The organism is Bacillus sp. FSL R5-0585 (genome assembly GCF_038004545.1).
In the GTDB taxonomy this organism is placed as follows: Bacteria; Bacillota; Bacilli; order Bacillales; family Bacillaceae_G; genus Bacillus_A; species Bacillus_A cereus.
Genome location: NZ_JBBORJ010000001.1, coordinates 3,599,459 through 3,612,775, shown reverse-complemented (window position 1 = coordinate 3,612,775; position 13,317 = coordinate 3,599,459). Strand labels below are relative to the sequence as shown.

Genomic DNA, 13,317 nt, shown 5'->3' with positions numbered 1-13,317 from the left:
AGTGATTAGCGAGGCAGGGCACGTAGAAGCAGGAATACTCTAAGAATATACATTTGTCTATATTTTTAGTAGCAGGAACATGAATGGCTGTAAGTAAAATAAAAGTCGCGCGTGTTCAGTTAGATTTAACACAGCAACAATTAGCAGAAAAAGTAGGCGTTACAAGGCAAACGATTAGTTTAATTGAGAAGGGGAAATACAATCCATCTTTAGATTTATGTTTAAAAATTTGTTATGCAGTAGATAAAACGTTGAATGATTTGTTTTGGGAGGAAAAGGAGTGGTAGGATGAAAATCGTGAAAGATGAACGTTTAATGATTGAAGGGTTAAAACATATTAGATTAGCTTTCATCTTACAAAATATCGTCATACTAGCTATCGTCTTTTACCGCTATGTCTTGCAAGGGGCAGGATATGAAAGTGTTTCGGATTTATTAATGGTATTTATGGGCGGGATAATAATTATTAACTTTTTAAATCTGAAAAATTCAGTGGAAGTGTATGAGCATACGGGCGGAGTGTCGCGTCGTTATTTTATGAAGCTATTATTCATTCCGGTGGGTATTATTATTGGGATTTTAGCTATTTGTATCGTTGTAACACCAGATATTTCGATAAAGGAAATTAGTATGACAGGACTTATTATGTTTGCTTGTTTTTTAGTTCCAAGTTTGTTTATATACATATATATGAAAAAAATAAAAAGAGAAGATTGAAATATAAGAAAGGCTTTCCTGTATTGAGGAAAGCTTTTCTTATATCTTTTTATACAAAACTTTATGAAGGCCAATTGGTTCAATTTCAAAAATTTCACCATGCTCCTGAAAGCCTAATCGTTTGTAATAGTCAGTTACAGTAATTCGGCCATTACACCATAACATATTTGCTTGACGCTCTTGTAAGATTTGTTCTGCATTCTGAATTAAGGAGCTTCCAGCGTGGTTGTTTCGAAACTCAGGTAATGTGGCCATTCCTCGTAGACGATAATGAATCCCGGCTGGTAGGTCAGGATATATTTCTTTTGAGAAGGAAGCGATACTAATTAGTTCATCGTTTATAAATGCGCCTAAGTGGAAGGTGTCTGTTTCATAATCGGAAGGATATTTACAATCTGCTAATGTTTGATTGGGGCGTAAAATTTTTTGACGTAATACGTAAGTTTCGGATCCCTCAATATTTTTCACGATAATCATATTAACATCCTTTCTTATAACGCTTTTTCTGTTAATTGTATAAAGAAATAAGCAGGTGCGGCGAGAAGTCCGAGTATGCTAGCAGTTCCGAGAAGGAGTGAAAGTAGGAGACAAGAATATTTTATTCCATTCGATTTTTTCCATCCGTAACTACAAATCTCAATACTAACACCGATGAGAATAATGGCAACGAGTATTTCGGCTAATAATAAGAGAGCTAAAGTTATAATAGACATAATGTAATCCATCCCCATAATATGTGATAGTAACATTTTACCATATGAAATGGAAAAAAATGCCCCTCAATTATGTGAGGGGCATTTTTTTATTCTAATATGTTTTTTAGTGTATCGATATGTTCTTTTGAGCCTGTTACAAGTAATGTATCACCGTGTTGTAGTCTTGTATCCCCATGTGGGATTAATGCTTTATTTCCACGATAAATTTGAATGACTAGTACATCACCTAAAAACGGAAGGCGACGAAGTGCAACGCCGTTATATTTATTGCTCCGTAGTTCAACTTCACGGACTGTTTCGTTTGCTGTTGTAATTAAGCGAACGAGACTAGGTTTATCAATAAGCGCACGTAATAAAATACGTGTAGAGTTAATTGTTGAGAATACAGCGATATGTTCTTGCGTTGCTTTTTCTTGTAGAAGTGGATCTTCTACACTTGCAATAACATGTTCAACACCTAGCTCTTTTGCATGTTCTGCCAATAATAAGTTTTGTTCATCATCACTTGTTGCAACAACGACGCGATCTGCATCAAATGCTGTTTGTTCAGTTAATGATGCGATTGTGATGTCATCCAATTTCACGATAGGGAAGTCGTGCGATTTCGCTTCTTCATCATTTATTTTGTTTTGACGCATCATATATAGCGTTACGTCATAATCTTCTCGTTTTAAATCTAGTGATAACGGAAGGGTAATTCTGCTCGCGCCAATAATAGCTACTTTTGGTTTTGGTGTTTCTACTTTTGGGAACATTTTTTTAAACAATATAGGTGCAAAAATACAAGTAATAACTGCGCTTAAAATAAGAGAGGCAGATAAACTTGGACTGATGATCTCCAGTTTTTCACCAATTTGTGCAGCCGCAATAACTAAAGAAAGTGTCGATGTTAATAAAATTGCACTTCCAAGTACGATATTACGTGGATACCATTTTCTTAAGACTAGTGATGGTAAGAGTTTTGAAATAAAGAGTCCTACAATTAAGATTGGGATCATTAGCATGCTAGAAGGTTCTTTGAAAATAGACCACACCTCTAGATTTACACCAACCATTACGAAGAAAATAGGGATGAAGAAACCGTAGCCGATAGAATCAAGTTTTTCCACCATATCTTCATTTGGTGATAATAACGATACAAGTACACCTGCTAAGAAGGCGCCTAAAATATTTTCTGCTCCAACAGATTCCGATAACCCAACTAAGATTAAAATGAGTGCAAAAACAGCTCGTGTATCAATTTGTACACTACCAGCTTTTAAACTATCTAAGTATGGAATGTTTTTAAAACGTTTTGCAACGAAGTAAATAACAATACCAGCGCCGAATAGAAGAAGAAGAAGCCACATGCTTTGGCCGCTTTCGGAATTTAATCCGACGAATACAGCGAGTAAAATCATTGTAACTAAATCCGCAATAACAGCGACTAATAAAATGATTTGCCCAATTGCTGTTTTTCCTAAGTTATTCTCTTTTAATGTTGGTACAACAACACCTAAAGAAATAGTTGAAATAATTAAAGTCATGAACATTGCATTATCTACGAATCCTAGCCATACGAATAGTAATGATAGGGCATAAGACAAGATGAAAATAAATAAGAAGATAATGCTTGCTGCTTGAAATGTATTTGGCTCGTTTGTCGTATTTTTTTTCCCTTTTTGTTTAAAGATAGAAAAATCAATTTCTAAACCGCTTAAGAACATAAGGAAGATAAATCCTAATGTTGATAAAACTTGAAGCCATATATCTGGCTCAATAATATTAAACCCACTTTTACCTACAAAGATTCCTGCAATAATTTCTGCAACGACCACAGGAAGTGCTTTTAATTTAAAGCGTTGTAACAAAAGGGGAACGAAAAACGCGATTGCAACGACAACCATAAGTGATAGAACAGAAGTATGATGTTCCATTGCGTTCTCTCCCTTCAAATAAATATAGTACCTATTTAGCCATATAATAGGTAGAAAAGCAACGCATATGGATTCGATTTCATAAAGAAAGACTTTTCTTAACATTTGTCATAATAAGTATATTTTTCATGATTATGCTGTTAATTCCGTAATGTGGATGTAATAGGGGGGATAAAAAAAGACTGCTGAGATTCCTCAGCAGTCTTTTCATATACATTACATTGAGAAGAAGATCCATACAGTTAAACCAACTGTTGCAGTTGCAACGAAGAAACTGTATATCATTGTAAGAATTTGAACTCTTCCTTCTCCTTCTTTTAAATGCATGAACATAATTAATTGTAACAACGCTTGCGCAACAGCCATTATGATAATCGTTGTTAGGACTGTTGAAAGTGGCAATGTTGTGTAAAGTGCCACGTATAACGCTAGAAACGTTAATGCAAGCGATAAAATAAATCCGAAAACGTGTGACCAAGGGAATCCGCTATGCGCATGTCCGTTTGCTTGGTTGTTATTTTGACCCATTTACGCCACCATCCCGTTCAAGTAAACTAGTGTGTAAATAAAGACCCAAACAAGATCGAGGAAATGCCAGTATAAGCTGATAATGAATACTTTACGAGCTGTAACTGGTGTTAAACCTCGTTTTAAAATTTGGATAATAACACAAATTGCCCAAATGATACCGCCTGTTACGTGGGCTCCATGCGTTCCAAGAAGAACGAAGAATCCAGATAAGAAGGCACTTGTTTGAATTGTTGCACCTTCACCAATATACATAATGAATTCTTCAATCTCGAAGAATAGGAAACCTGCACCTAAAAGTAATGTAAGGACGAACCATCCAAGCATCGCTTTTTGGTTGTGCTTACGCATTTCGTGAATTACGATACCACATGTGAAACTACTTGTTAAAAGTAGTAATGTTTGAATTAAAAGCGTTTTAAGTTCAAACAGTTGCGCTGGTGTTGGGCCATCTGCCGTACGACCAGCAAGGACTAGATAAGAGGCGAAAAGTGTTGCGAACAGCATAATTTCAGCCCCAAGAAAAATCCAGAATCCTAGGATATTCAATCTGCTTTGTTCGGATTGATATTCCAAAGGTAAGCTTTTATCTAAAGCCGCCATGTCATTTCACCTCTCATGCTATATGTTCTGTTTTTTTAATTTCATCAACACTGATATAGTAACCTTCATCATAATCGAATGAACGATAGATTAAGCAAGCTAAAATACCAACTCCACCGATTGCTGCAAGCCAGAACCAGCTAAATACTAATGCGAAACCTGCAAGACCGAAGAATCCAGACGCAATAATAGGCACACCAGAGTTACTTGGCATGTGAATTGGTTTGATATCTTCTGCTGCTGGTGTAACTGTTTCTCCACGTTTTTTCATGTACCAGAAAGCATCAGCTTCTTTAATTTCAGGAAGCTTCGCGAAGTTGTAATGTTGTACAGGAGAGTGAGTTGCCCATTCAAGTGTACGACCATCCCATGGATCTCCAGTTGTGTCACGTTCACCGTGACGTGCACTCCAAATTACGTTGTAGCAAAGAAGTAGGAAGCCGATACCCATCATTACCGCACCAACAGATGCGATTTGGTTTAGCCATCCCCATCCAAGACTTTCAGAGTAAGTGTACATACGACGAGTCATACCGTCTAAACCTAAGAAGTACATTGGGAAGAAACAGATGTTGAATCCGCTCATAAAGATCCAGAATGTCCATTTACCTAGGCGTTCATTTAACATATGACCAGTCATTTTTGGATACCAGAATGTGAATCCAGCAAGCATAGCGAATACTGTACCTGCGATTAATACGTAGTGGAAGTGAGCGATTAGGAAGTAGCTGTTATGGTATTGATAATCAGCTGCTGCCATTCCAAGCATAACCCCTGTAACCCCACCGACTACGAAGTTTGGAATAAATGCCAATGACCAAAGCATTGGAACTGTAAAACGAATACGTCCTTTATACAGTGTAAACAACCAGTTAAAGATTTTAACCCCGGTTGGAATCGAAATCGCCATTGTCGAAATCGAGAAGAATGAGTTAACCGCTGGACCTGCACCCATCGTGAAGAAGTGGTGAAGCCATACGACGAAACTTAGTAAAGAAATTGCAACCATTGAGTATACCATCGCACTGTAACCGAATAGACGCTTACGTGAGAATGTACTAATGATTTCAGAGAAAATACCGAATGCCGGTAAAATAACGATATATACTTCAGGGTGACCCCATACCCAGAACAGGTTGGCCCATAACATTGGCATACCGCCGCTCGCCATCGTAAAGAAGTGAGCATCGAATAGACGGTCAAATGTCATTAATGCAAGAGCAACTGTTAATACTGGGAAAGCGAAAATAATGATAATTGTTGTAATTAAGATTGACCAAGTAAACATTGGCATTCTCATTAAAGTCATACCAGGTGTACGCATTTTTAAGATAGTAACAAGGAAGTTAATACCGGTCATTAGCGTACCGAGACCTGAAATCTGTAATGCAATTGCGTAGTAGTTATTTCCTACGCCCGAAGTAAACTCTGTACCTGCCATTGGGAAGTAAGAAGTCCACCCAGCGTCTGGAGAACCACCAATTACGAAAGCGATGTTGAATAACATTGCTCCGACAAAGAATAACCAGAAACTTAAAGCATTTAAGAACGGATATGCAACGTCACGAGCACCAATTTGTAATGGTACTACAAGGTTCATTAATCCCATAACGAATGGCATTGCCATGAAAAGAATCATTACTGTACCATGCGTTGTAAAGATCCCGTTATAGTGTTCAGCGTTTAAATAAGTTGTTTCTGGGAATGTTAATTGTGCACGGATCATTAAACCATCCATACCACCACGGAATAACATGATAACCGCAGAAATAATATACATAGCTCCGATTTTTTTATGGTCAACAGTTGTTAACCATTCGTCCCAAAGCCATTTCCATTTTTTATACTTTGTTAGTACGAAAATGATTGCTAATGTCACAAGAACGATAGAAGCGTCTGCACCGTAAATAATCGGGTCACCTGTGACAAAGAATTCATCAAGCTTCACTGTGTTCACTCCAATCTGTTGGAATAATAGCTATTATTTTTTGTTTTTGTAGTAGTTGTAATCACAATATTCAAGTGATTTTGGATCTACATAACTTAAGTGGTGACTAGAGAATGTCATACGACCAACTACACCAGGTTTAACAATTTCGTTGTACTTAGCTTCTGTTAGTTTAGGAGCAGTTTCTTGTACTTCTTTAACCCACTTGTCATATTTCTCTTTAGTTTTTGCTTCAACTTCGAACTCCATGTGTGTGAATCCTTCACCAGAGAAGTTCGCACTACGGCCTAGGTAAGAACCTGGCTTATCAGCTTGTAAATAAAGATCCATAATCATGCCATCCATTGTGTACTTCATACCACCAAGTTCTGGTACCCAGAAAGCATTCATTGGGCCGACAGAAGTCAGTTTGAATTGAATTGGTACACCAGCTGGGATGTTTAAATAGTTAACGGTTTCAATTTTTTCCTCTGGGTAACTGAATAACCATTTCCAGTTTGCAGATGTAACATAAATTTCAACTGGTTTAATATGTTTGGACTCTTTCGGAACCTCTTCCGAAGCATAAGTTGCTTTTACTGTTGGAATCGATAATGCGATAACGATAATAACAGGAACAAGCGTCCAAATAATTTCTAGTAATGTGTTACCGTGTTGTTCAGGTGGCTCATAGTCCATATTCTCTGGTTTTTCACGATAACGAATCAAGATGACTGTAAACAGAATGAATACAATTGCGATAATTAATGACATAAGCAAGAATGACCAAACAATTAAATCATACTGTGCTTTTGCAACAGGTCCTTGCGGATTTAATACTGCGAGTTTTTTATCACAGCCACCGAGGAACAGAAGTAATGATAACGGAAGAAGCGAAGCCAACTTCCAAAACGCTTTCTTTAGTTGCACGATTGAAAATCTCCTTTCTCCTTGGATTGAAACTATGCCAATAAAACAATATAAACCTATTAATTTATAGAAGGCAATAGTTTTTGATATATTGTTAAAAAATAGACACAAATGCACACTTTTTAAGGTGAATATCATTTGTAACTTGATTACATTGTAAACTATTTTCCAGAGAAAAACGTGATTGTGAAAATTTTAAGATAAATAAAGTTATACCAGGATATCCAAGAAATAGAAAAAAGCTATCTTATGATAAGAAAGATAGCTGAATATTTTGTATATTTAGTTTATTTCTTGTGTGACAGTTCGTGGCTGTTCAAGTGTGACAATTTTTTTATATTTGACTTGGTATAAAATGTAACAAATCATCATAAATGGAATACCGCAATAAAGAGCAATTCTTTGATCTGGAATGAAAGCCAAACTAACAAATGTAATGAAATTGAGCGAGAACGCTACGATTGGAACGAGTGGATAGAGCGGTGTACGATATTTTAAATCATTTATGTTGCCACCGTTTTTCACGAAATTTCTACGGAAGAAAAACTGTGAAGCGGCGATTGACATCCAAACGACAACGGCAGCCATTGCTGCAATAGATGTTAAAACTAGAAAGACAGTATCTGCCGCAAATACACTTGTTAGTAAGGACAGGCTAGCGAAAATTAGGCTGAAAATTAATGCATTTAGCGGTACACCTTTTTTAGTTAATTTCGTAAATGCTGGACTTGCCATTCCTTGTTTTGCCATCGCCCACAGCATACGAGAATTTGCGTATAGACCAGAGTTAGCAACGGATAATACAGCTGTAATAATAACAAAGTTCATAATGTCTGCTGCATATGGGACACCGGCTACATCAAATACAAGTACAAAGGGACTTTCGACTAGATTAGCCTCTTGCCATGGGAGTAAACCTACAACAACTGATATCGCTAAGACGAAGAAGAAGAGAGTTCGCCAAATTGTGTTTTTAATTGCTTTTGGAATTGTTTTTTCAGGATTTTCACTTTCGCCTGAAGCGATTCCGATTAATTCTGTTCCTTGGAAGGAGTAATTTACTGTAATCATCGTAAGAAGAACAGCTAATGCACCATTTGGAAATAGCCCGCCATTTTCAGTGAAATTATGAAGCATTGGAGCTGGCTTTCCATTAAAGTCTAGTAGACCGAACATAACAGCGCCGCCAAGTACGATGAAAATAACAATTGTTGCGACTTTTACACTTGCGAACCAAAACTCTGCTTCTGCATATGCTTTTGCTGATAAAGCGTTTACGAGGAAGAGTGCTGCTGCAAATGTAACGCACCAAATCCAGGAAGAAACGTCTGGAAACCAGCGTTTCATTAAAATACTTACAGTTGTTAACTCTACGCCAACTGTAACAGCCCAATTTAACCAATACATCCAACCGACAACAAATCCAAAACCAGGTGAAATGAATTTGCTTGCATAACTTTGGAATGAACCTGCTTCTGGCATAGCGACGGATAATTCACCAAGACATAACATCGTTAAATACATAACAAATCCACCGACTAAAAATGCGAGAATAGCACCACCAGGTCCGGCATTATGGACAATTTGACCAGATCCCATAAATAACCCGGTTCCGATAACACCGCCGAGTGCAATCATAAATAGGTGTCTACTTTTCATTGTTCGTTTTAAATCTGTTTGTTCAATTTGTTGATTCATATGCCCCTCACCCCGTATTTTCTTGAATGTGTGAACTTCGTTTTATTCTGAGTTTTTAATCATTAGTGGGGGATGCAACACACACTCGGTTTATTTGCTATGAAATGAATGGAGTATGTAAAAAAACGAACTATGACTAAATACTCTAAGAATGTTTGTTAACATGGTGATATCTTCACTATGTTAACAATTTTGATTTTAGCAAAATATTCTGTAAATGTATATTTATTTTTCTTTTTATTAAAAATAATTAGAATTTTTATAATTAATTCTATGAGCGATAATTCACATGATCTTTCTAGCAAACTAGTAAGAAGAAGGGTACAATGATAAGAGGTGTATCTGTAAAATAATAATTAATGGAGTTTTGTTTATAATGAAAAAGTTAAAATATCTTTTTGTTTTTGGGATTATACTTGCTGCTGCATTTTTTATAGGAAAAGATAAAATCATGCAAAAGGCGCAAGTTCTACGCTTAGAGTTTCTATCTGAAATGAAAGAAGCAGCTATGATTGAAGATGTTCCGTTTATTAAACAATTACCAGAATTGCCTAGAGGGTGTGAAGTGACAAGTTTAGCTATGTTGCTGCAATATAAAGGTGTACAAGTAGATAAGATGCAACTTGCTAGCGAAATTCATCGTGTTCCATTTGAACAAAATGGTTTGCGTGGAAATCCTTACGAGGGATTTGTGGGAAATATTTATACAAAGGCAGAGCCTGGATATGGTGTATACAATAAACCAATCTTTGATTTAGCAGAAAAATATGTTCCTGAAAAAGTAATTAATTTAACAGGTAGAGACATGCAAGATATATATAAAGTAATTAGTTCTGGCTCTCCGGTATGGGTCATTATTAATACGACGTTTAAGCCGCTAGCTGAAAGTAGTTTTGAAACATGGAATACGAGTTCAGGCGAAGTGAAAATTACATATTATGAGCATAGTGCAGTAGTAATTGGATATGATCAAAACTTTGTATATGTAAATGATCCTCTTAAAAATAATCCACGTTTGGCTGTTCCGCGAACAGAATTTGAGAAAGCTTGGGAGCAAATGGGAAAACAAGCAATTACTATTTTATAATAATGAAAAAGTCATCTTTGGGATGGCTTTTTCTTTTTGGTTTATCAACACTGAAAATTCAGAAGATTCTTTTAAAAGTTAACGATTCACGTTATAATAACATTTAACTTGGTGAAGAAGGGGAGAAGAGAAATGGATGTTGCAAAGGAACTTGTTTTGTCAAAAAATCAGTTAGTTGAGTGGAGAAGGCATTTTCATAAGTATCCAGAGTTATCTTTTCAAGAAGAGAAAACATCGCAGTTTGTGTTCGATATACTTCGGAAATTCCCATATTTAGAAGTGTCACGGCCGACTAAATATAGTGTGATGGCAAAGCTAGTAGGTAAACATCCGGGCAAAACAGTTGCGATTCGAGCCGATATGGATGCTCTTCCTATTCATGAAGAAAATGAGTTTGATTTTATTTCTACATATAAAGGTGTAATGCATGCATGTGGTCATGATGGACATATAGCGATATTACTTGGGGTTGTACATAAGTTGGTAGAAGAAAGAGAGAAGATTAAAGGGGAGATTCGTTTTCTATTCCAACATGCTGAAGAGAATTTTCCTGGTGGTGCAGAGGAGATGGTTGCTGCAGGTGTAATGGAAGGTGTGGATTATATTATTGGTGCTCACCTTTGGGCGTCGTTAGAGGTTGGGAAAATAGGTGTTATTTATGGTCCTGCAATGGCTGCACCGGATGTTTTTAAAATTAAGATAGAGGGAAAAGGTGGACATGCTGGAATCCCTCATGAAACGGTGGATAGTATTGCAATCGGAACACAAGTCGTTTCGCAACTTCAGCAAATTGTATCTCGCCTCACGAATCCATTAGATTCTCTCGTAATATCTGTTACGCAATTTCATGCTGGGACAACTCATAATGTAATACCAGAGCAAGCTGAGATTGAAGGGACAGTAAGAAGTTTAAGACATGAATTACGAGGTGAAACAGAGAAGAAGATTGAGCGGATTGTGAAGCATATTACGGAATCTTACGGAGCGAAATATACATTTTCATATGAATATGGATATCGACCAGTTGTAAATGATTATGAAGCTACAGAGCTTATTGAACAAACGGCATTACAACTTTATGGAAGGGATAGAGTTGTTCGTTTACAGCCGACGATGGCTGGAGAAGATTTTTCAGCGTTTTTACAAAAGGCACCGGGGACATTCTTTTTTATCGGAGCGGGAAATAAAGAGAAAGGTATTATATATCCTCACCATCACCCTCGTTTTACGATTGACGAAGATGCATTACCGATTGGAGTGGAAGTCTTTGTATCAGCCATTATGAACTTTATAAGTAAAGGAGAATGAGATGAAGAAAATACACATTCTAGCGCTTATCCCAGTTCTTTGTTTAGTAGTTGGGCCAATATTTGCGAATTCAGTTACTCCTTACGTATTAGGGATGCCATTTTTATTATTTTGGGTATTATTATCAGTGTTTATTACATCTTTTTGTATGGGGCTTGTGTACGTGTTTGATCCTGCTAATAAGGAGGATGTAAAATGACTGCATTACTTATCATTATTTTATTTTTGTTTCTCGCACTATTTTTAGGGATTCGGGCACAACATGGAAAAGATATGAATTTAGAACAATGGTCAGTTGGAGGAAGAGGATTTGGCACTATTTTTGTTTTTCTCCTTATGGCAGGTGAAATTTATACGACGTTTACATTTTTAGGGGGAAGCGGCTGGGCGTATAGTAAAGGAGCACCTACCTTTTATATTTTGGGATATGGTGCTTTAGCTTATCTTTTATCGTATTTTTTATTGCCACCCATTTGGAAGTATGCGAAAGAGCATAACCTTGTTTCACAGTCAGATTTTTTTGCGAAGAAATATAGAAGTAAAGCGCTTGGACTTATTGTTTCGATTGTTGGTGTTGTTTCCATCATCCCATATCTTGTTTTACAGTTAAAAGGACTGGGAATTATCGTTTCAGAAGCTTCTTACGGAAGGGTGTCACCTGTTGTTGCAGTATGGATCGGTGCTATTGTTATAACTATATATGTAATGGTTTCAGGTATACATGGTTCGGCTTGGACGGCTGCTTTGAAGGATATTATGATACTGTTTATCGTTATGTTTTTAGGTATATATTTGCCGTATCATTATTATGGAGGATTTCAGCCGATGTTTGAGGCTGTAGAGGCAGCGAAACCGGGATTTTTATCTTTACCTGAAGAAGGAATGAGTATTTCTTGGTTTGTTTCTACTATTATATTAACGGCCCTCGGTTTTTATATGTGGCCTCATACATTTGCTTCTGCTTTTTCTGCAAAAAATGAAAAAGTATTTCGTAAAAATGCAGCAATTATGCCATTGTATTCTTTAGTTTTACTTTTCGTATTTTTTGCAGGATTTGCTGCTATATTGCAAGTTCCTGGGTTAAAGGGAGCGGATGTAGATCTTTCGTTATTCCGTCTTGCTTTACAAACTTTTGATCCTTGGTTTATTGGAATTATTGGTAGTGCGGGAGTATTAACGGCATTGGTTCCAGGGTCTATGCTTGTTATGGCGGCTTCTACACTGTTAGCAAAAAATATTTACCGAACGATAGTCCCGTCTGCTTCAGATAGACAGGTTGCTAAGATGGCAAAATTATTTGTGCCTGTAGTAACGCTCGTGGCAGTTTTATTTACATTTAAAGGAGGAGAAACAATAGGAGCACTTCTATTAATGGGATACAGTATCGTTACACAACTTTTCCCTGCACTTGTATGTAGCTTGTTTCCACGTCAAATTATTACGAAGCAAGGGGCGATTGCAGGAATGGGAGTTGGGCTATTAGTGGTCGCATATATTACCTTATCTGGTTCAACTATAGCCACGATGTTTCCGAGTTTCCCGCAGTATATAAAAGATTTGAATGTAGGTATAGTCGCATTGTTAATTAATATAATTGTGATGTTTGTAGTTAGTGGATTTACAAAAGGTGTATTTATAAAGAAAAACACTATAATAGTAGAAAAGTAATTCGTTTATCCTGCATTAACGGGCAGTAAGACCCCCACCTCAAAATTCAGCGGAAGCAAAGAAGTTAGGTGGGGATTAAACTGTCCGTAAAAGCCCGATTGGTGAGGGTTGATTAAAGTTTTACTTTATTAGAGCTATCTTTGAAAAGAGATAGCTCTTTTTTTGTATATATTTCCTTCTATTAGCGGAATCTAACTAAAAACTTGTTGAAAAGGAAGC

14 protein-coding genes are annotated in these 13,317 nt (G+C 36.7%); 6 read left to right on the top strand and 8 right to left on the bottom strand.

The window, feature by feature from the left end; all coding sequences use genetic code 11:
* Window positions 1-83: 83 nt before the first annotated feature.
* Together MKY38_RS18775 and MKY38_RS18770 are read left to right on the top strand one after the other, a co-directional pair.
* Window positions 84-287: a helix-turn-helix transcriptional regulator gene (locus MKY38_RS18775; protein ID WP_000301183.1), complete on the top strand. Its 204-nt coding sequence runs from the start codon at window positions 84-86 to the stop codon at window positions 285-287.
* A 1-nt stretch (window position 288) separates the two neighbouring features.
* Window positions 289-717, top strand: coding sequence for a hypothetical protein (locus MKY38_RS18770; protein ID WP_000706629.1), 429 nt, complete (start codon window positions 289-291; stop codon window positions 715-717).
* A gap of 39 nt (window positions 718-756) precedes the next feature.
* On the opposite strand, the gene MKY38_RS18765 is transcribed toward MKY38_RS18770, so the two are convergent.
* The 8 genes from MKY38_RS18765 to MKY38_RS18730 form a co-directional block, all read right to left on the bottom strand.
* Complete coding sequence (locus MKY38_RS18765) at window positions 757-1,194, bottom strand: GNAT family N-acetyltransferase (RefSeq protein WP_000587680.1); 438 nt, start codon at window positions 1,192-1,194, stop codon at window positions 757-759.
* 14 nt (window positions 1,195-1,208) lie between these two features.
* The gene (locus MKY38_RS18760) at window positions 1,209-1,466 is read right to left on the bottom strand and encodes a DUF4022 family protein (protein ID WP_000926991.1); all 258 of its coding nucleotides are present in this window, start codon (window positions 1,464-1,466) and stop codon (window positions 1,209-1,211) included.
* Between the two features lie 53 nt (window positions 1,467-1,519).
* A complete protein-coding gene (locus MKY38_RS18755; protein ID WP_000399965.1) occupies window positions 1,520-3,349 on the bottom strand; it encodes a monovalent cation:proton antiporter family protein in 1,830 nt (609 codons plus the stop codon).
* 216 nt (window positions 3,350-3,565) lie between these two features.
* A complete protein-coding gene (gene qoxD / locus MKY38_RS18750; protein WP_000531386.1) occupies window positions 3,566-3,877 on the bottom strand; it encodes a cytochrome aa3 quinol oxidase subunit IV in 312 nt (103 codons plus the stop codon).
* A complete protein-coding gene (gene qoxC / locus MKY38_RS18745) occupies window positions 3,878-4,480 on the bottom strand; it encodes a cytochrome aa3 quinol oxidase subunit III (protein WP_000729317.1) in 603 nt (200 codons plus the stop codon).
* A 13-nt stretch (window positions 4,481-4,493) separates the two neighbouring features.
* Window positions 4,494-6,428, bottom strand: coding sequence for a cytochrome aa3 quinol oxidase subunit I (gene qoxB / locus MKY38_RS18740; RefSeq protein WP_000762367.1), 1,935 nt, complete (start codon window positions 6,426-6,428; stop codon window positions 4,494-4,496).
* A gap of 33 nt (window positions 6,429-6,461) precedes the next feature.
* A complete protein-coding gene (locus MKY38_RS18735; protein ID WP_001176165.1) occupies window positions 6,462-7,337 on the bottom strand; it encodes a cytochrome aa3 quinol oxidase subunit II in 876 nt (291 codons plus the stop codon).
* 282 nt (window positions 7,338-7,619) lie between these two features.
* Window positions 7,620-9,035 carry an amino acid permease gene (locus tag MKY38_RS18730; RefSeq protein ID WP_065223114.1) on the bottom strand — a complete coding sequence of 472 codons (1,416 nt, stop codon included), beginning with the start codon at window positions 9,033-9,035 and terminating at the stop codon, window positions 7,620-7,622.
* 376 nt (window positions 9,036-9,411) lie between these two features.
* Between MKY38_RS18730 and MKY38_RS18725 the strand changes: the two genes are divergently transcribed.
* From MKY38_RS18725 to MKY38_RS18710, 4 genes are all read left to right on the top strand, one after another.
* Window positions 9,412-10,122, top strand: a complete 711-nt coding sequence (locus tag MKY38_RS18725; protein ID WP_000734490.1) for a C39 family peptidase — start codon at window positions 9,412-9,414, stop codon at window positions 10,120-10,122.
* 132 nt (window positions 10,123-10,254) lie between these two features.
* Window positions 10,255-11,430, top strand: a complete 1,176-nt coding sequence (locus tag MKY38_RS18720) for an amidohydrolase (protein ID WP_000382128.1) — start codon at window positions 10,255-10,257, stop codon at window positions 11,428-11,430.
* A 1-nt stretch (window position 11,431) separates the two neighbouring features.
* Window positions 11,432-11,629 carry a DUF3311 domain-containing protein gene (locus MKY38_RS18715; protein WP_000719833.1) on the top strand — a complete coding sequence of 66 codons (198 nt, stop codon included), beginning with the start codon at window positions 11,432-11,434 and terminating at the stop codon, window positions 11,627-11,629.
* Complete coding sequence (locus MKY38_RS18710) at window positions 11,626-13,098, top strand: sodium:solute symporter family protein (protein ID WP_000125937.1); 1,473 nt, start codon at window positions 11,626-11,628, stop codon at window positions 13,096-13,098. The genes MKY38_RS18715 and MKY38_RS18710 overlap by 4 nt, the downstream gene beginning before the upstream one ends.
* The last annotated feature ends 219 nt before the right edge of the window (window positions 13,099-13,317 follow it).